Genomic DNA, 19998 nt, shown 5'->3' with positions numbered 1-19998 from the left:
AATGGGGGTTGGGGGAGCTGTGCCTGAAAAAAGCAAAAACTCCAAAAACGACGAAAAAATGTACAGATGAAGGCGTGACTGCGCGCTACGGAATCGCTACGGCAAAAATATCGCCTTCACCGGCACACTCGTGCAACATTGGGGCTAATCATGATGGCAGGAGCTTCCCGTGCAAGCTCCGCATTGATGCTGCGAATGGCCTCGAGGCCTGTGGCGCCCTCGGCAAGATGGTAGTCGGTAAGCAGCAGTCTTGGCAGCAGGTCCTGGTCGATGATCTTGGTCAGCACTTCTTCGTAACCCGGAGCTGCGATTACCTTGCAGTCCCAGCCTTCCAGCAGTCGCACCATGCTCCGCAGGACATGGACGTTGTCATCGATCACCACCACGGGACACTGATTGAAGCCCACCGGCCCCGGAGCTGTTGCGCTCGCCTCCACCGCGGTGACGGCATCGGCTGCCCCGACCGCCAGTTCCAGGGAGAAACTGCTGCCTCTACCGGGAGCGGACTGGACCGCGATACTGGTGCCCAGCAAGCGACAGATCCGCTCCACAATCGCAAGTCCGAGGCCCATGCTGCCTTCCCGGCCCATGCTCGCGCCCGGAGCACGCCAGAACTCCTCGAAGATTCTGTGTTGGTGCTCCAGGCTGATTCCGACCCCCGTGTCGCGAACCTCTATCGCTATGCGATTGCCTCTGCGCCGCACGCCCATCAGTACGCGGCCATGGCGGGTATACTTGATGGCATTGCTGATAAGGTTGCGCAGGATGGTTTCGACCAGCATGGGGTCGCTGTGAACGGTGCAGGAGGTCGGGATGACTTTCAGTCCCAGGTGTTTGGCCTCTGCCACCGAGCGGTACTCGGTCGCCAGCCGTTCGAACAGTAGTTGCAGGCTGAAATGCCTCGGCTCGGGGTGCAGGCCGCCACTGTCCAGGCGCGAGATGTCCAGCAGTGCACTCAGCAGCCGGTTCAGGGTTTCCAGGGCAAGGGCGACGCCCCGCAGGCCCTCGCGGTCGGCGGGGTGGAGGCTGTCGCCCTTGATGGTCTCCAGATACAGCATTGCGGCATTGAGAGGTTGGCGCAGGTCATGGCTGGCGGCGGCCACAAAGCGGGTGCGGCTGGCGGTGGCTTCCTCGGCCTGTTCCTTGGCGCGCAGCAGGGCATTTTCGAAGCTGCGCCGCAGGTCCAGCTCATGTTCCATGCGCTCATTGAGCCTGCGCAGTTCTGTGGTGCGGTCCGCTACAGTCTTCTCCAGATTGCTGGCCACCTGAAAGGCGGCGAAGGCGCCTCCCTCGACGTTGATCCGGTGTTCCACGCGGTCCATCAAGATCCGGTTGGTTTTTTTCAGGCTGGCGACTTCATCCTCCAGTTGTCGTAGCCTGGTTTCGGCGGTCGTCTCCCTGGCGGTCAACGCTGGCGGGTTCCCGTCGTTCATCGATGGGCACGAAAGGCGATACAGTTGAACGAGTTGTTCACATTGAGAACACTGGACTGCTCACCCATGCAAGAAAAGCCCCAGACGTTATACTCACCGAATAGCGCGGTGACCGGCGCCTCGAGTTCGTAAAGCTGGACCAGTTGCTTGCGCGCCGCGCACTCGAAACCGAGCAGCACGGCATCATTGCCGAGATCCCTGCGTATCCGACCGAGCGCGGTCTGCAATTGTTCTGCGTAGTCCACCTGGTCAGCGACCCGGAATACCACGCCCTCGTCAATGGCACAGGCGCAGCGCAGGGAGCCATCCGCAAGGATTTCCAGAAAGCCTCGGGGATAGGCGCGATCACCGACTGTTATGATTGCGGGGAAAAGTGACAGCTTTTCCCGGTCAAACTCGGCAATATCGATATTACACAAGCGGGCATATTCACTGCAGGCGGGACGCCCGTTGATCTCGTGCACCACGCGTTGTGACGGGGTGGCAGACGTGATCACGCCGCGCTGTTTGCTGGGAACAAAATTGTGGAAATTGTAGTGGCGAAATTCCAGCGCTGTATGGACCAGAAGCACGACCGCGGCGGCGTCCTGCAAGCGGCCCCTGAAAAGCACTGGTGTTCGCTGCAGGCGCCAGTTGTCGCCCGAAGAGGCTCCTATCAGGTGGGTATTGCCCAGTTCGCCGCCCAGTGCCGCCGCCACGAACTCCTCCACCTGGACCAGGCTGTCGATCAGCAGAATGGCGAAGGTGTTGGAAGAATTCGACTGGGCGGCGCGTTCCCGCAATTCCCACTGCATGGACAGCACCAGTTCCCGTGCCTGTTGCAGCCCGAAGCTGTCGAGATCGGTGATGCTCCGGGCGACACAGCTGAAGTGTTTCCTGGCGAAGGACAGCGCTACAAGCGAATTCTCGAAATAGCCCCCGGGAGTGATTTCGCCGGAGGTGGAACACCCGTAAACGTTGCTCCCCTCCATGGAGGCCAGTCCCTGTTCCAGGTCGGCGTTAGCGTGGTTGGGGCCGTGGAACAGCAGGGTAAAAGCCGCTTTCGCCGGTGCTGTAGCCGCGTCAATTTCCGCAACGGCCGCGGCCGTTACGGGATTGCAGGAGTGGGCTGTAAGGATGCCGTTGGCCATGGGGCAAGCATAGCCGATGACTGTCGCCAGCGGGAAGCTGCTTTGCGGCTGCGCCAGCGCTAGAGCGAAATGACAGTAGTCTGGGTTTCAGTAAACGCCTTGACTGCGTCCATGCCGTTTTCCCGGCCCCACCCGGACTCCTTGAAGCCGCCAAAGGGCAGTGCGGCGTCGATGACGTTGTGACAGTTCACCCAGACCGTGCCCGCCCGCAGGCGCGGCGCGAGCTTGTGTACCAATGAAATGTCGCGCGACCAGATGCTGGCCGCCAGACCGAAGCGGGTATCATTGGCCTGCGCGACCACCTCATCGAGGTCGTCGAAAGGCATGGCGACCAGTACCGGACCAAAGATTTCCTCGCGCACAATCGACATGTCGTGACGGGTATTGACGAAGACCGTCGGGTTGACGAAAAACCCGTTGCTGTCCGGGGTGGTACCCCCCGCCAGGATTTCGGCGCCCCCTTCCATGCCCGCGGCGATATAGGCGCAAACGCGTTCTTGCTGGGTGCGCGACACCAGTGGCCCCAGTTCCGTGGCCGGATCCAGCCCCGGGCCCACTTTCATGTTGCGAGCGATCTCGGCGACGCCCTCCACGACCTTGTCAAATATTGAGCGGTGCACATAGAGACGTGAGCCGGCGGTACAGACCTGCCCGTGGTTGAAGAATATGCCACTTGCGGCCCCGGGGATGGCGATGTCCAGGTCGGCATCGGGCATGACGATCGCCGGTGACTTGCCACCCAACTCCAGGGTGACTTTCTTCAGGTTTCCGGTCGCGGCCTGGAGAATCAGGCGACCCACCTCGGTAGAGCCGGTGAAGGTCACCTTGTCTATCCCGGGGTGTGAGGAAATGGCGGCTCCGGCGGTGTGGCCGTACCCTGTTACAACATTGACAATGCCAGGGGGAAAGCCCGCCTCCTCGATCAGTTGTGCCATATACAGGGCGGTCAACGGTGTTTCCTCTGCCGGCTTGATCACGATGGCGCAGCCTGCCGCCAGCGCCGGCGCCAGTTTCCAGCAAAACAGCAGTGTCGGGAAATTCCATGGAATGATGGCCCCCACCACGCCGATGGGTACATGGTTCGCCCAGGCAAACAGTTCGGTATCGGGCAGGAAGGGTGCGGACGGCTTCAGGGTGCTGCCATTGAGTTTCGACGGCATCCCGGCCATGAAACGCACACAGTCGATGGCGCAGGCGATGTCGACTGCGGCGGCAATCGCCGCGGACTTGCCGTTGTCGATGGACTCCAGTTCCGCGAGCACGGTAGTGTTGGCTTCCATGAGGTCGGCGAGGCGGTGCAGCAGCCGTTCCCGCAGCGCTGGTTTCATGGTGCGCCAGCCATGGTTCTCGAATGCCTGGCGGGCCGCGCCCACGGCAACGTCAATATCCGCGGCATCGCTCTCGGCGACATGAGTTACTGTCTTGTCTGTGGCCGGATCCTGCACCGCCAGAGTCTTGCCGCTGGCGGCAGGGTGCCAGTGGCCATTGATGTAATTGTGGTGAGTTGCCTGCAGGAATTCCCGGGTGGCGGGGTTGATGGCGTCCAGATTATTCATTGCTACGGTCATTACGGCTTTCTCCGCTGGTTATTTGCCGATACCTGTTGCCTTGCGGGCAGCTGTGCGTCGGTTTGAGTCAGCATAGAGCCTGGCGAACAAAGGTAAATAGTACCGAGGTACCTGACAGGGGGCCGATACTCCTGTGCGTTTGCTACTTTAGTAGCAGGTTTTTCCTCGTCATGCTCCCTTTGGCCAATTGTCGCCGGCATCCGCGGCTGTCTACCCTGCATGAAGCTGGTTAGGGGGGCAGTGGGAACTGCGGAATGATCAGCGCTGGAGCAGACGACAAATAACCGGAGATATCAGCCCATGATCAGATCGAAGCCAGGTGTACTCGCGCTCGCAACATCCCTTGCAGTTGTGCCTGCCTGCCTGCAGGCGTCAGTACTCGAGGAAGTGTTCGTGACTGCCACCAAGCGCCAGCAAAGTTCCCAGGACGTGGGAATCGCGATTTCAGCCTACACAGGCAACCAGTTGGAGCAGCTTGGATTCGATAATGCGCAGCAGGTGACTGCCATGGCACCGGGGGTGCATACGATCCAGCCCAACGGCGAAGCCAACTATGCGATTGCGATGCGGGGTGTCGCTTCCAGCGACTTCACCACCAATGTAGAGAGCCCGGTGGCACTCTATGTCGATGAGGTTTACGTCAGCCAGATGTCGGGCGCCGGTTTCATGCTGTTTGACATGGAGCGGGTGGAGATTCTGCGCGGACCCCAGGGCACCCTGTTCGGCCGCAATGCCACGGGCGGCCTGGTGCACTACATCACTCGCAAACCGACCGCCGAATTGGATGGCTACCTCAAGGGAACAGTCGGTGATTATGACCAGTTCAAGGTCGAGGGTGCGATCGGGGGCGGTACTGAGACAGTTGCCGCGCGTCTGACAGCGTCCTACCACGAGAATGACGGCTATATCACCAATCGCCTGGACCCCGGCACCAAGCTGAACAATGCCGATGATCTCGCGGCACGAATGCAGGTATTGTTCTCCCCGCAGGAGAACCTCGACATTCTTCTCAACGCAAGGATGTCGGAACAGGACATACGCACCGGCTTCTTTGAAAATGTTTCGTCAATACGCTCTGGCGAGCTGACGCCGGATGAGTTAAACCCGGTTCTTGGATACATCGATAACGATGGCGATGTCTACGCCGGCGACTACGACGATCCCGGCTTCAATGACCTGGAGACCAATGGCTTTAGTGCGACTCTCAATTGGCGCTTCGACGATTTCAATCTGACATCGATCAGCGACATCTCCAATGTGGAGCGTGTTTACATTGAGGACTCAGATGCCTCGCCAGTGTCGGTATTTAATTTCTACCTGACGACCGATGCCGAGCAGGTATCGCAGGAGCTGCGGCTGGATGGCGAAACAGAGTCCTTCGACTGGGTGGCCGGTCTTTATTACATGGACCTGAAGATCAACGATACCAATGGCGCCATCACCGAACCCTTCATTGGCCCGGTTTACGACGACATTGGTATCGCCCGGACACCGGGCGCGGAGGCCGGACTTAACAACGCCTATGTTTCCGAGCTGGAGTCGATTTCACTGTTCGGTCAGCTGGATGTTCCGCTCAGCAATGAGTTGACGCTGATTGTCGGTGGTCGCTATATCCAGGACGAAAAGGAGTTCGCCTATGGCACCAATGCAGTCGAATTCCTGGATCCCGACGCCCGGGGATTCAACGCGGGAGGTAATCTCGCCAATGTGGTCGAACTTGCTGCCTATGAGGGCAGCCGCGAGGACAAGGAGTGGTCGGCAAGACTGCAACTCGACTGGATGGCGGGTGACGACCTGCTGGTGTATGGGGGCTGGAACCGCGGGGTCCGTGGGGGTGGCTTCAATGCGCCGATCTTCCCGCTGTCGCCGCCACTCGACTACGACGACGCCACCATGTCGTATGACCCCGAGCAACTGGATGCTTTTGAGGTCGGATTCAAGAGCACCCTGGCAGGTGGCCTCGCACAGCTCAATGGTGCGGCGTACTACTACGACTACAATGATTATCAGGCATTCTTCATTATTGGCATCGATACCATAACTTTCAACACCGATGCGGAGAGTGTAGGTGCGGAACTGGAACTGCAGGCCAACCCCATCCCGGGCCTGGATATTCTCCTGGGCGCAGCCTGGAATGATATCGATGTGGACCTTGATGGCAGAACCGTGTCATCTGTGCAGTCCCCGGAATGGAACCTGAATGCGCTCATCCGCTATGAGTGGCCCGCGCTCGGTGGCAAGCTGGCTGTGCAGGCGGACGCAGTGTATCGTTCCGAGCATTATTTCGCCCTGACCGAGGCTGAGACCGTAACCGAATCCGGATATACGGTGACCAATGCCTCATTGTCCTGGACTTCAACCGACCTGCGCTGGCAGGCAACGGCCTTCGTCAAGAACCTTGCTGACGAGGAATACCTGGTTCAGACCTTCGACTTGTCAGGACTGGATGTGTTTGGCATTACCGAGCAGTACTATGGCAGGCCGCGCTGGTGGGGTTTATCCTTGCGCTATAACTGGGGCGGATAAGTACAATTGTCAGCGGAGAGTATAAGAATAATGCCAGAACACGATTATCAGACCGCCTACAGGGAGTTCCAGTGGCCGCGTCCGGAGTACTTCAATTTTGCCGCTGACGTGGTCGATTACTGGGCGGCACAGAATCCGGACAAGCTGGCACTGCTGTGGGTGGATGACGAAGGGCATGAGGAGCGACGCACTTTTGCCCAGATAGCAGAAAGCTCCTGTCGTGTCGCCAATCTGCTGTCGGCGGCGGGAGTCAGGCGGGGCGATTATGTGCTCATGATCCTGGGGCGGCAGATTGCCTGGTGGGAGGTGTTTACCGCTGCCCTGCGCATGGGTGTCGTTATCAGCCCCGGTACCACTCAGCTGTCGGCCAAGGATATCGCCTACCGGGGCGCGGCCGCGGCTGCTACCTGCGTGGTCACCGACAGCGCCAATGCCGGCAAGGTCGACGAGGTGCTGGCCGATCTGCCTGCACTGCGGGCACGGGTGCTGGTGGATGGCACTCGCGAAGGCTGGATAGACTATCGTGACGCAGTGCCCCGTCAGCCCGTGAGCTTTCCGGCGGTTGCAAGCCTGGCAAGCGACGAGGCCATGTGCTATTTCACTTCCGGCACTACAGGCTTCCCCAAGATGTGCCTGCACAGTCACGGTTACGGCCTGGCACACCAGACTACCGGCAAGTACTGGCTGGACCTGGGGCCGGATGATCTGCACTGGAACTGCTCCGATACCGGCTGGGCGAAGGCGGCCTGGAGCAGCTACTTCGGACCCTGGTACCAGGGTGCGGCCCTTTTCGTGCACCACAGCGCCAGCTTCAACCCACAGCGAACCCTGGAGCTGTTGTCGCAGTATCCGGTGACCACCTTCTGCGGTGCTCCCACGATCTACCGGATGTTCGTCCAGCAACCCCTGGAAAACTATCGCTTCGCCGCCCTGCGGCATTGCGTGGGTGCGGGTGAGCCGCTGAACCCGGAAGTTATCGGCGCCTGGCAGCGGCATACCGGAATCGTTATCCACGATGGCTACGGGCAAACGGAGACCGTACTGCTGTGCGGCAACTATCGCGGGATGGAGCCGCGCTATGGTTCCATGGGCAAGCCGGCGCCGGGTATTGACCTGCAGGTTATCGACGATGACGGCAATGTTGTGGCCCCGGGGGTAGAGGGAGACCTCGCGGTTCGGGTCCGGCCGGAGCCACCGCTGGGGCTCTTCGTCGGCTACAAGGGGGAGGCGGACAAGACCGCCCGCAGTTTCCGCGGGGATTGGTATATCACCGGAGACCGGGCTCGCGTGGATGATGATGCCTACTTCTGGTTTGTCAGCCGTGCCGATGATGTCATTCTTTCCGCGGGTTACCGGATCGGTCCGTTTGAGGTGGAAAGCGCTCTGATCGAACACCCTGCCGTGGCCGAGTCGGCAGTAGTCGCGAGTCCGGACGAGCAGCGTGGGGAAGTCGTCAAGGCCTTTGTCGTGCTGGCACCGGGGCATGAACCTGGCGAGGCCTTGAGTCGCGAGCTGCAGGACCATGTGAAAGCGGTCACCGCACCCTACAAATATCCCCGCCGCATCGAGTTCGTCGCGGAGTTGCCCAAGACCGTCAGCGGCAAGATCCGTCGGGTGGAGCTGCGCGAGAAGGAGTGGGGCAGGGTTTGAGCGAATACACGGTGGCAATCTCCCGGGGGGGCGCTGCCCGCGGCAGCCTCGCCAACAGGACAGGACACACAGAACAATGAACAGGCAACTTGCACTCAGTGCAGCGGATGGCCCCACGGACCAGCCTCTTCTTTACCAGACCATCGGTGAGGCTTTTGATGCAACGGTCGCGCAATTCCCGGATCATGAAGCTCTCGTGGTCAGGCATCAGGAGGTGCGCTGGAGTTATCGCGAGTACCAGCAGCGTGTGGATGACCTCGCCTGCGGGCTGCTGGCCCTGGGCGTGGAAGCGGGAGAGCGGGTCGGGATCTGGGGGCCGAATTCCAGCGAGTGGTGCCTGACCCAGTTCGCCACCGCAAAAATTGGCGCCATCATGGTGTGCATCAATCCCGCTTATCGCCTTTATGAGCTGGAATATGCGCTGAACAAGGTGCAGTGTCGAACGCTCATCACCGCGCATCACTTCAAGACCAGCGACTACCTGGGCATGCTGCAGACTCTCGCGCCCGAACTGGAGAGCTGCGCGGCGGGCGCGCTGCGCTCACAGCGCTTGCCGGACCTGCAGCGGGTGATCAGTATGGGAGCGGACAGCACGCCGGGCATGTTCAATTTTGCCGCGGTCTGTGCCAGCGGTGCTGGTACTGACCGACGGGCACTGCGGCAGCGGGCGGAATCGCTGTCGCCAGCTGATGCGATCAATATACAGTTCACCAGCGGTACTACCGGCAATCCCAAGGGTGCCACCCTGACCCATCTCAATATCCTCAATAATGGCAAGCTCGTGGGCGATGGCATGCGCCTGACGGAGCACGATCGACTGTGCATTCCTGTGCCCCTGTACCACTGCTTCGGCATGGTGATGGGTAACCTGGCGTGCATCACTCACGGTGCGGCCGCGGTATTTCCCGGAGAAGCCTTTGATCCGGCGGCAACGCTGGCCACCGTGACCGAGGAGCGCTGTACGGCGCTGCATGGCGTCCCCACCATGTTCATTGCCGAACTCGATCTCCCCGACTTCAATGACTACGATCTCAGCAGTCTCCGCACCGGGATCATGGCGGGTGCTACCTGTCCGGTAGAAGTCATGAAGCGGGTAGTAGGCAGAATGCACATGGAGGATGTGCTGATCGCCTACGGCCAGACCGAGACCAGCCCCGTCAATCACATGACCTCGTCCGACGACTCTATTGACAAGCGCGTCAGCACCGTCGGTCGCCCGGCCCCCCATTGCGAGATCAAGATCGTCGATGCCGAAGGCAAGATCGTGCCGGTAGGCGAGAAGGGTGAGATTTGTTGCCGGGGCTATGGGGTCATGCGCGGTTACTGGGATGACCCGGAGCGCACTGCGGAGACCATCGACCGCGATGGCTGGCTGCATTCCGGGGATATCGGGGTCATGGATGCGGAGGGCTATACCCAGGTCACGGGCCGGATCAAGGACATGATCATTCGCGGTGGCGAGAACATCTACCCGCGCGAGGTCGAGGAATTTCTCTATACCCATCCAGAGATACAGGAAGCGCAGGTCTTCGGGGTCGCCGACCACCGCTACGGCGAGCAGGTCTGCGCCTGGATCAAGCTGCGGGAGGGCTCTTCCGTGGAAGTGGAGCATATCCTGGAATACTGTGCCGGGCAGATCACCCATTTCAAGGTTCCCCGGCATGTGCGCCTGGTGGACGAATTCCCCATGACCGTGACCGGCAAGATCCAGAAATTCCTCATGCGGGAGCACATGTCCCGCGAATTGGGTATTGAGACAGGTAACCCTGGAGACGAAACGTGACCAACAAGACTCGACTGATTTCTTCACTGGTGGCGGCAGTATTGCTGGCGTGTCACCTGGGTGCACAGGCCGCAGGATCGGCGGAAGCCATCATGGCGGCGAGCTGCGCCGGCTGTCACAGTCAGGATGACAGCGGCCGGTGGAGTCGCATCAGCGAACAGCGCAAGACTCCCGAGGGCTGGCAGATGACGCTGGTGCGAATGCAGGAGATACACGGTGCCAGCATCGTTGACCCCGCAGGTGGCGAAGCCGGCGCCGCGATGCGCACGCTGGTCCGGCATCTGGCCGACACCCAGGGGCTGACTCCGGCTGAAAGCGCTCCCTGGCGCTATGTGCTGGAGCGTGAATTGAATACCATTGAACAGCATGATTCTGCAATGTTCACGGAAATGTGTGCGCGCTGCCACTCGGGTGCAAGGGTTGGTCTGCAGCGCCGCAGTGAAGAGGAGTGGCGTCATCTGGTGCACTTCCACCTGGGCCAGTTCCCCTCGGCCGAGTACTCGCTCATGGGGCGGGATCGGGATTGGCTGGGTGTCGCTCTCAATGACATGGTGCCCTGGCTGGCGCGCGAGTTTGCCCTGGACAGCGATGCCTGGACGCAGTGGCAGTCCCTGCCGCGGGAGTCGTTTGCGGGACGCTGGCGGGTAAGCGGCCACATGCCGGGCAAGGGGTTGTTTGCGGGCAACATGGTAGTGACGAACGACAGTGACGGTGACTACCAGGTGGAGCTTGATGGTGCGTTCGAAGCCGGGGAGCCACTGGCAGGTGCCGGCAAGGCGCTGGTCTACAGTGGTCATGAGTGGCGCGCCAGCCTGACCCTGGACGGTGAGGTCTACCAACAGGTGCTGATGGCGGAGCCCGACAGCGGCCAGCTCGACGGCCGCATGTTCCGTCGCGACAACGTGGAATGGGGCTTGCGCATGCAGGCTGTCCGGGCGGACGGTGAAGCCCGGTTACTGGCCATGCAGCCATCTTATATCCGCGCCGGCACCGAGCAGCAGCTGCTGTTGGTGGGTGCCGGGCTGGACCCGGAAGCCGAGATTGGCCTGGGAGAGGGTCTGGAAGTCATTGCTGTCACTGACCGCAGCGCCGACGGCATGCTGTTGCAGGTTCGCGCCGCAGCGGACGCCGCGGAGGGAGAGCGCACCGTCAGTGTCGGCGAGGCTGGGGCAGAAGGGCTGGTGACGATCTATCGTGCCCTGGACCGGGTTGCAGTAGAGCCTGCCTACGCGGTGGCACGGGTGGGCGGCAACGGTGGTTCACAGCCGGTGGTGGAGGCCATGTTCGATGCTATTGGTTTCAGCGACGGTCCCGATGGTGAAGCCGGTACCGCGGACGATATAAAAGTGGGGCCGCTGCCGGCAAAGTGGTCGGTTGCCCCGTTCGATGCGCAGGCCGCGGCGGATGAGGATGTACGTTTTGCCGGCGCCATGGACGCGGACTCCGGGGTGTTCACGCCGGGAGCGGCCGGCCCGAATCCCGAGCGCAAGTACCAGACCAACAATGCGGGCAACCTGAAGGTGCTGGCGACTGTTGCGCAGGAAGATGCTCTCCTCAATGCCGAGGGCCAACTTATAGTGACTGTACAGCGCTGGAATAATCCACCCATACGCTAGTTTACCGGGGAGCAACCACCATGGGCGTGGCTTTGAATCTGAACGAAAACAATTTTCACCAGGTGGAAGTGGAAGGTCGCCAGCTCCTGTTTCATATCCCCAGCAGCAGCCTGTTCGAGGCCGACGAGACCCTGGACCGGGTCATTGCCGGGCTGCGGCAGTGGGGGCCACTGTCAGCGGAGGAGCTTGGCAAGCGGCTCGGAGGTGTCTCGGTGACAGAGGCTGTCGCCGAGCTCGACAGCCTGGGGATTGTCAGTGGCGCTGTTGTCGGCACTGCGGGACACCTGTCGATACCCGACAAGTTGCCCCTGACTACTGTCGTCCTCAACGTCAATACGGGCTGCAACCTGAGCTGCACCTATTGCTACAAGGAGGATCTGGCGACACCGACAGCGGGGGAAAAGATGCAGCTGCAAACGGCTGTTGATTCCCTCGAAATGCTGTTGGCGCAGTCACCGGAGCAGCCCCGCTACAATGTGGTTTTCTTTGGCGGCGAGCCCCTGTCCAACCTGCCCCTGATTCGCGAAGTAGTGGATTTTGCCGAGCAGCGTTTCGGAGCCCTGGGCAAACGCGTTGACTTCTCCCTTACCACCAACGCCACCATGCTGAACCCCAGCACCATTGACTATCTCGATAGCCATCGCTTCGGCATCGCCGTAAGCATTGATGGGCCCAAGGCCATCCACGATCGTAACCGGATCACTGTCGGCGGTCAGGGTACCTACGAAACCGTGGCTCGCAAGGTGGAGCTCCTGTTGTCCAGCTATCGTTCCCGGCCGGTAGGTGCGCGCGTCACGCTCACCCGTGGCACCACGGATATCGAGCTTATCTGGGATCACCTGTTCAATGAACTGGGCTTTGCGGAAGTGGGCTTTGCACCTGTAACAGCCGGTGACATGGACAGTTTCAATCTCGGCGAAGAAGAGCTGGTGGCGGTGTTTGCCGGCATGAAGCGCCTGGGCGAGCGCTATGTCGAGGAGGCGCTGCAGCACCGCAATATCGGATTTTCCAACCTGCATCAGCTGCTCACGGATATCCACGAAGGTACCAAGAAGGCACTTCCGTGTGGCGCAGGGTATTCCATGGTGGCGGTCGACAAGGATGGTGGCGTCAATCTCTGCCACCGCTTCACCGGTTCCGAGCTGCCGACCTTTGGTTCCGTCAGCGACGGTCGTGGCCTCGATGTGGCGGCCCTTGGAGAATTCCTTTCCCAGCGCCTCGATCGCAGTGACACCGGCTGCAGTACCTGCCATATCCGCAATCTGTGCTCTGGTGGCTGCTATCACGAGAGTTACCAGCGCTACAACGATCCGGCGCACCCTGTTTATCATTACTGTGAGCTGATGCGTGACTGGGTAGACTTCGGGGTGCGCGCTTACGCCCGTATCGCCGCCGCCAACCCCCGTTTCTTTACCGATTACATCACCCCCCGGAGGGCAAGCTGATGAAACACCTTAAGCCTTTGAATCACAAGGCACGGTTGCTGGACGAGGCAGCTGGCCCCGAGGGGATGGATGAGGTCGTTGCCATGCAGAGCGTGGTGGGCTGCACCTCGACCACGGATCCAGGCTGGGAGGTCGACATGTTTGGCGGTGTCGCGGGTCTCTGTCAGCCCATGGAGGCAGATCTTTACGGCTGTGCGGACCCGTGCTGGTGGCCCGCGCAGGTCCCGGATGTCATGGTGAGCTATCCCGACTGGGATGGTCAGGCACCTTCCGCAGGCAAGGACTGGCGCAAGCTTGACGCCGTTTTTCCCGACAGCGATTCATGAGGCAGGCAGACATGTTGAGAGGATTCAGAAACGGTGCTGGGTTCGGCCGCACCACCCGCGCCCTGCTGGTGATGAGCATGGCACTGCTGGCGGCAGGCTGTGATACAGGGACCCAGTCCGATGCCTCGCGGCAGGAGAGCACCGCTGGTGACTTGATGGTGGTGATGAACAGGCCCAACAATCTGCATGTGATTGATCTCGGTGAGCGGCGCGTGCTCAGGACCTGCGAACTGCCGGGGGACTTCGGGCCTGGGACGGTGGTCGTGGCCCCCGACGGCAAAACGGCCTATGCCCTTACCAACCGCTTTGAAAATGTCTATGGCGTCGCCATCGATAGCTGCGAAATCGTGTTTTCCGCACGCCAGTCCCACGGCCAGGAGCGGGTCAAGAGCTTCGCCGGTATAGCGGTCAGCAAGGACGGGCGGGAACTCTATACCCACCAGAGTCCCACGCGGCTGCTGACGGATCGCTACGAGGTCCAGGGTGCCCGCCTGGCGGTGTACGACACTACCGGTGGTCTTGACAGCCTGCCGGTCAGGACTCATCCGGCCCCGCGCCAGGTTACCATCATGGCCACCGGTGAGGATGGGACCGTTTACCTCGGTGGTCGCGATATCTTCGCCATGAACCCCGCCAGCGGGGATGTTCATGTGGCCCTGCCCAGCCAAAGCGCGGATATAGCACTGGAGAGCCAGCGCGATGTGTTGTCAATCTGGCCCCTCGGTTCGGTCAACAATGAGATGGTGAGAATGTATTCTGCGGCGCGGTTCCAGGATGAGTCGCAGGATATGGAAACCGCGGACTGGGTTTGGGGTTACGAGCGTATCGATCTGGGTACCGGCGTTGCCGAGGACCGGGTGTTTGGTCCGCTGGAAGTGGTGTTGTTCTCCGGGATGGCGAGGCCAGGCCGTCCGCAGGAGTTCTTCGGTGTGTTGACGCAGTTGAAGAAGTTTGATGTGGCGACCGCCCAGGAGCTCGGCTCGGTTGATCTTGAGCACAGCTATTATTGCATCAACTTTGCCAGCGACGGCAGCGAGCTGTATCTGGCCGGCACATTCAACGATATCGCCATCTATGACCCCGATACCCTGGAAAAGCTGGGTAATATCCAGCTCCCCGGCGGGGACATGTCGCTGGCCACTGCCCAGGTGTTCAGGCGGGTGCTATAGCGTTTGCTGTTCTCCGACAGCCCCCGGCCGCCGCAATCCGCCAGCCGTGCCGCGGGCCTGCGCTGGCTGGCGGGGTTTCTCCTGCCCCACCGGATCGCTCTGGCGGGGCTGCTGTTGCTGTCGATCACCTCGTCCCTGCTGGTCCTGGTCCAGCCCTACCTGACAAAATTGCTGATAGACGACGCCCTGCTTGCAGGACGGGTCGATGCGCTATTGGTCATTGTCGGCCTTATCCTGGGCGCCGGCCTGTTGGCAACACTGCTGTCCGGCGTCAACCGGTACTACTACACTCGCCTGTCCGGGCGGGTACTGTTTGCCCTGCGGGAGTCGGTTTACCGTCACCTGCAGACCCTGTCACCGGCCTTCTTCAGCCGCAACCGTAGCGGAGACATCCTGGCGCGTCTCGATGGGGATGTGGCGGAACTGCAGCGTTTTTCGGTCGACAGCCTGTTTGCAGCGGTCAGCGCGCTGCTCGGGCTGGTGGGCACGATCGGGTTCATGCTGCTGTTGAGCTGGCAGTTGACCATGGTGCTGGCTGTTATCGCGCCATTGCAGTGGTTCTATCTCAGATTCATGCGCCCGCGAGTTCAGGACCAGACGCGCCTGCTGCGCGAGCGCTCCAGCGATATCTCGGCATTCCTCGTGGAAACCCTGCCGGCGATGAAATTCATTCAGGGCATGGCAAGTGAGCGCCGGGAGTCCCGCCGCCTGGGCGGGCTCAACGCTCGCTACCTGGACCGGCTGTTGCGCCTGCAGCTGGTCGAGTTCGCGACGGCGGCCGTCCCCAACACCTTGACGTCGGTGGGCCGTGCCGCTGTATTCCTGATAGGGGGCTACTGGGTGATCCAGGGGCAGCTGGAACTGGGTTCGCTGGTCGCCTTTGCCAGCTATCTGGGCATGGCGGCGGGGCCGGTGCAGGGCCTGCTGGGCCTCTACATGGCGCTGGCCCGGGTACAGGTCAGCCTCGACCGTGTGCGCTACCTGCTTGACGCGCCTCCCGATGTCGATGCCGGAGGAGATGTGGAGCCGCCGCAACAGCTGCGGCAGGGAATTGTGCTCGATGCGGTGAGTTTCCACTATCCCCTGCACGATGAGGATGTGCTGCAGGGTGCTTCCCTGGAAATCCCCGCCGGAAGCAGCATTGGCCTGCAGAGCCCCTCTGGGTCGGGCAAGACCACTATCGTCGACCTGTTGCTGCGCCACTACGATCCCCAGGCGGGAACCATCCTGGTGGACGGCATCAACCTGCGGCAATTTGACCTGGGTCTGTGGCGCAGCCGCATCGCCCTGGTGGCCCAGGACATCGTGCTGTTTAGGGGCTCCATTCGCGACAATATCCGTTACGCAAGGCCCGACGCCACCGGTGTGGAGGTGGAGGAAGCGGCCCAGCGGGCCCGGCTCGGGGAGCTGGTACAGCGCCTGCCCCTCGGCCTGGATACCCCGGTGGGTGATCGCGGCACGCGTTTGTCGGGTGGTGAGCGGCAGCGTATTGCCATCGCCCGTGCGCTGTTGCAGCGGCCGTTGCTGGTTATCCTCGACGAGGCAACCTCGGCGGTTGACCGGGAAGTTGAGCAGGACGTGTTGGCGATGGTGGACGAGGTTTTCTCGGGGCAGACCCGATTATTGATAAGTCATCGGGATTCCGCGTTGGCACACTGTGATGGTCGTCTGTCGATCGTTGATCGCAAACTGGAACTGCGATGGCACCGGGGCAGCAGGTGAAACCCCTGCGTGTTGGCATCGTGGACAGTGGCCTGGACCTTGCGTTGTTGCCTGCTGTCATGGCGGGTCGGGCCTTCAGGATCACGGGTGCTGGCCCCGGCGCAGTGACTGCCGCGGAGCCGCACGTCGACCGGCTGGGCCATGGCAGTGCCGTTGCAGGAGTACTTCTGCAGCAGGTACCCGACATGGCGTTGCTCAACGCGCAGGTGTTTGACGACCGGCTGACCTGCAGCAGTCGCCAGGTGGTGGCGGCACTGGATTGGCTGATGGCTGAAGACGTACGCCTGGTCAACCTCAGTTTCGGCTTGTTGCGGGATTGTCCCGAGCTTGCCGGGGCCTGTGCCCGGGCCCTGGCACAGGGCATCGTCCTCGTTGCCGCCAGCCCGGCTCGTGGCGCCCCGGTGTTTCCCGCCAGCTATCCCGGGGTTATCCGGGCAACGGGAGACGCGCGCTGTGGCCCGGGAGAGCTTTCCCACCTGGGCAGTTCGCAGGCGGATTTCGGGGCCTGCGTACGCGCCGCGGGGTCAGGGCTTGCTGGCGCCAGCATCGGCTGTGCCCACGTCACTGTCGCGGTGGCGCAGTATCTGCTCGAGGAGCCCGATGCGAGCCTGCAGGAGATTCACGGTCAACTGGCTGCCAGTGCCCGGTTTCACGGGCCGGAACATCGCCAGCATTGATGGTGCGGCACGCAGGGTGGAACGCTACAGGAGTCCATACCGCTGCAGCCAGGCCCGCACCAACTGCGCTTTCTGCGGCTCGGAAACGGTCTGCTTTATCCTGTCGAGCAGCGCTTGACGCCGCGCTTCGGTAGTGTCTGGCAGGTTTTCCAGCAATGGCGCGAGTCTGATGCCCGCCACATGCCAGACGCCCAGGGGCTGGTCGCTGGTGACGGCCACCGCGGCTGCGCGAATTCTGTCGCCGTCGAGCACGGTACCTGCCTGCAGGCCGAGAAAGCGGGGCGGGATATCGCTGTGGGAGGGTTCATCGTCGGGCCAGTCGCGCCGCTGGCGCCAGAAGGGTTCCTGTGGCCAACGTTGTTCCAGCCGATAGAAATCGCGTCCTGTCCGGGCAAAGCGCAGGAACAGGTGTTCCACCCGCTGCCGGTAAAACGCTTCCGCCACAGGACGGTCGTCGGGGTATTGCAGCAGGGTATTGACTACGGCCGGCGCAGCCAGCGCAGAGGACAGGGCCTGGAATACGCCGTTGCCGGAAAGCGGGTCCACGGCCATTGCAGCATCACCGACACGCAGCACCGCGCCAGTGACCAACTCGTCCCGCAGTATTGAGGTGCTGCCCCGCGCGAATACCGGCCCCGTCGGCGAGGTGCCGGCGATCCGGTCCAGGAGGTCCTGGTTGGGCTGCAGCAGGTCGTTGAACCAACTGTCCAGGTCTTTGCGGGGGGGGAGTGCACCATCCTCCGCACTGATTGTCAGTTGCAGAAACAGCCTGCCGCCATCAGTCCGGGCAAGCCAGGCCCAGCCTGATGGCAGGCTGCATAAATAGCTGCTTCCAGCCCCGGGTCGCCCCTGCCGCACCTGTACCAGCGACACCGATTCCGGGCCGCGCAGCCGGTTGCCCCCTCCCGTCGCCGCGCGCCCGCGGGCATCGATGAGGAACTTGCATGCCAGCGCTGTGTTGCCACCGCGGGCCAGTCTGACTCGCAGCTCACAGCCACCGCCCTCCGGTGCGTGGATTGATCCGAGCTGTCCCGCCACGATCTCGACGCCGGCGCTGCTGACATCGCTCAGCAGTGCCTGGTCCAGCGCCTCCCGCAGTACCAGGTGTTCGCTATTGGCATCGTTGCTGGTGCCGTTCCAGGTCGCGCATCGAGGGCTGGCAGCACTGGCGCAGGCCACCGCCGAGGGCAGGCCCGCCTGGCGCAGGCCCTGTAGCGCCCGGGCGGAAAAGCCCTCGCAGCTCGGCCAGGGGCGCGGTGTCGCCAGCAGTAGCACCCGATAACCCAGTTGCTGCAAACCCAGCGCTGCGCAGCAGCCTGCAGGGCCGCCTCCGGCGACCACGATGTCCGATGATCTGTTCACTGCTGTGACGGTTCCCGGTTTCTGTGCCGCTGGGTAGAGAGCATCATAGAAGCGGGTGCCCCGGCTGGCAATCGGAGGCGGGCGTTCAGGGCAACGCGCTCCGCCTGGGCCCGGCACTGGCGGGTATCCCGCGGTTTGGGTATCCTGCGCCGCTCGCTCTATCCTCCCGGGAGACAATGGTCATGCTTGAACACGTTTCGGTCGCCGCCGCCCTCAGGGGTGACCTGCCCCTGGGCAGCACTGTCACTGTTCGCGGGTGGCTGCGCAGCAAGCGCGATTCCAAGGCGGGTATTTCCTTCCTCGCCGTTCACGACGGTTCTTCGTTCGACCCGATACAGGCAGTGGCGCCGGCAAGCCTGGGTAATTACGAGAGTGAAGTACTGAAGCTGTCGACCGGGTGCGCGGTCTGTGTACGCGGTGAACTGGTGGCCTCTCAGGGCCAGGGCCAGGCGCTGGAAATCCAGGCCAGCGAAGTCGAGGTGGTGGGCTGGGTGGAGGATGCCGAGGCCTACCCCATCGCCAAGAAGCGGCACACGTTCGAATATTTGCGCACCCAGGCCCACCTGCGCCCGCGGACCAATACCTTCGGCGCCATCACCCGGGTCCGCAATACCCTGGCCAACGCCATTCACAACTACTTCTACGATCACGGCTTCCACTGGATCAACACGCCGATCATCACCGGCAGTGACTGTGAGGGGGCGGGGGAGCTGTTCCGGGTCAGCAGCCTGGACCTGGCCAACCTGCCGCGCAGGCCCGACGGCAGCGTGGACCACAGCGAGGATTTCTTTGCCGGTGATGCCTTCCTGACGGTCTCCGGGCAGCTGGAAGTGGAGGCCTACTGCCTGGCCATGAGCAAGGTCTATACCTTTGGTCCGACCTTCCGCGCGGAGAACTCCAATACCAGCCGCCACCTGGCGGAATTCTGGATGGTGGAGCCGGAGATTGCCTTTGCCGATCTCGACGCCAATGCCGACCTTGCGGAGAGCCTGCTCAAGCATCTGTTCACGCGGCTGCTGGAGGAGCGCGAGGACGACATGGCATTTTTCCGGCAGCGGGTGGACAGCACGGTGATCGAGCGGCTGCGCACGGTGATCGACAGCCCCTTTGAGCGCCTGGACTACAGCGAAGCGATCCGCATCCTGGAGAACTGCGGCAAATCCTTCGAGTTCCCGGTGGCCTGGGGTGTGGACCTGGCCTCCGAGCACGAGCGCTACCTGGCGGAAACCCATGTCGGGCGGCCCCTGGTGGTGATGAATTACCCGAGGGAAATCAAGGCCTTCTACATGCGCCTGAACGATGACGGGCGCACGGTGGCGGCGATGGACGTGCTGGCACCGGGCATCGGCGAAATCATCGGTGGCAGCCAGCGGGAGGAGCGCCTGGAGGTGCTGGATGCACGCATGGACCCCCACTTGCGCGAGGAACTTTGGTGGTACCGGGATCTGCGCCGCTATGGCACCGTCCCCCACGCCGGTTTTGGCCTGGGTTTCGAGCGCCTGTTGAACTACGTGACCGGAATGGAAAACGTGCGCGACGCCATTCCTTTCCCGCGCACGCCGGGCAACGCCAGTTTTTAGGCCGGGAGCAT

14 protein-coding genes are annotated in these 19998 nt (G+C 61.9%); 10 read left to right on the top strand and 4 right to left on the bottom strand.

The features are described 5' to 3' along the window. Positions 1-116: 116 nt before the first annotated feature. Genes RLO07_RS02035 through RLO07_RS02025 form a run of 3 tightly spaced genes read right to left on the bottom strand, consistent with a single transcriptional unit; the run spans position 117 to position 4131 of the window. Positions 117-1433, bottom strand: coding sequence for a hybrid sensor histidine kinase/response regulator (locus tag RLO07_RS02035; RefSeq protein ID WP_462290466.1), 1317 nt, complete (start codon positions 1431-1433; stop codon positions 117-119). Further along, entirely contained in the window at positions 1430-2563 is a 1134-nt protein-coding gene (locus RLO07_RS02030; protein ID WP_462290465.1) for an FIST signal transduction protein, read from the bottom strand. The genes RLO07_RS02035 and RLO07_RS02030 overlap by 4 nt, the downstream gene beginning before the upstream one ends. 59 nt (positions 2564-2622) lie before the next feature. Next, positions 2623-4131: an aldehyde dehydrogenase family protein gene (locus RLO07_RS02025; RefSeq protein ID WP_462290464.1), complete on the bottom strand. Its 1509-nt coding sequence runs from the start codon at positions 4129-4131 to the stop codon at positions 2623-2625. 300 nt (positions 4132-4431) lie between these two features. On the opposite strand from RLO07_RS02025, the gene RLO07_RS02020 reads away from it, so the two are divergent. The 9 genes from RLO07_RS02020 to qhpE all read left to right on the top strand — a co-directional run bounded on the left by RLO07_RS02020 (position 4432) and on the right by qhpE (position 17045). Next, positions 4432-6657: a TonB-dependent receptor gene (locus RLO07_RS02020; protein ID WP_462290463.1), complete on the top strand. Its 2226-nt coding sequence runs from the start codon at positions 4432-4434 to the stop codon at positions 6655-6657. Between the two features lie 30 nt (positions 6658-6687). Continuing rightward, positions 6688-8307, top strand: a complete 1620-nt coding sequence (locus tag RLO07_RS02015; protein WP_462290462.1) for an AMP-binding protein — start codon at positions 6688-6690, stop codon at positions 8305-8307. Positions 8308-8383: 76 nt separating this feature from the next. After that, positions 8384-10090 (top strand): AMP-binding protein, encoded by a 1707-nt coding sequence (locus RLO07_RS02010; RefSeq protein WP_462290461.1) that lies wholly within the window; start codon positions 8384-8386, stop codon positions 10088-10090. Continuing rightward, positions 10087-11706, top strand: a complete 1620-nt coding sequence (peaA, locus tag RLO07_RS02005) for a quinohemoprotein amine dehydrogenase subunit alpha (protein WP_462290460.1) — start codon at positions 10087-10089, stop codon at positions 11704-11706. Before RLO07_RS02010 ends, peaA begins: the two co-directional genes overlap by 4 nt. A gap of 20 nt (positions 11707-11726) precedes the next feature. Further along, positions 11727-13151 (top strand): quinohemoprotein amine dehydrogenase maturation protein, encoded by a 1425-nt coding sequence (gene peaB / locus RLO07_RS02000; protein WP_462290459.1) that lies wholly within the window; start codon positions 11727-11729, stop codon positions 13149-13151. Continuing rightward, entirely contained in the window at positions 13151-13477 is a 327-nt protein-coding gene (gene qhpC / locus RLO07_RS01995; RefSeq protein WP_462290458.1) for a quinohemoprotein amine dehydrogenase subunit gamma, read from the top strand. The genes peaB and qhpC overlap by 1 nt, the downstream gene beginning before the upstream one ends. A gap of 11 nt (positions 13478-13488) precedes the next feature. Then, positions 13489-14646: a quinohemoprotein amine dehydrogenase subunit beta gene (gene peaD, locus RLO07_RS01990; protein ID WP_462290457.1), complete on the top strand. Its 1158-nt coding sequence runs from the start codon at positions 13489-13491 to the stop codon at positions 14644-14646. 3 nt (positions 14647-14649) lie between these two features. After that, on the top strand, positions 14650-16368 hold the full coding sequence (locus RLO07_RS01985) for an ABC transporter ATP-binding protein (RefSeq protein ID WP_462290456.1): 1719 nt from the start codon (positions 14650-14652) through the stop codon (positions 16366-16368). After that, positions 16347-17045 carry a subtilisin-like serine protease QhpE gene (qhpE, locus tag RLO07_RS01980; protein ID WP_462290455.1) on the top strand — a complete coding sequence of 233 codons (699 nt, stop codon included), beginning with the start codon at positions 16347-16349 and terminating at the stop codon, positions 17043-17045. The genes RLO07_RS01985 and qhpE overlap by 22 nt, the downstream gene beginning before the upstream one ends. Before the next feature lie 24 nt (positions 17046-17069). On the opposite strand, the gene qhpG is transcribed toward qhpE, so the two are convergent. Beyond that, on the bottom strand, positions 17070-18407 hold the full coding sequence (qhpG, locus tag RLO07_RS01975) for a flavin-dependent monooxygenase QhpG (protein WP_462290454.1): 1338 nt from the start codon (positions 18405-18407) through the stop codon (positions 17070-17072). A 182-nt stretch (positions 18408-18589) separates the two neighbouring features. Here qhpG and asnS point away from each other — a divergent pair, with 182 nt between their 5' ends. Then, positions 18590-19987, top strand: a complete 1398-nt coding sequence (asnS, locus tag RLO07_RS01970; RefSeq protein ID WP_462290453.1) for an asparagine--tRNA ligase — start codon at positions 18590-18592, stop codon at positions 19985-19987. Positions 19988-19998: the final 11 nt, after the last annotated feature.

Source organism: Haliea sp., assembly GCF_040221975.1.
Taxonomy (GTDB): Bacteria; Pseudomonadota; Gammaproteobacteria; order Pseudomonadales; family Halieaceae; genus Haliea.
Note: the sequence above shows the minus strand (reverse complement) of the source record. Positions and strands in the feature narration are given on the sequence as shown.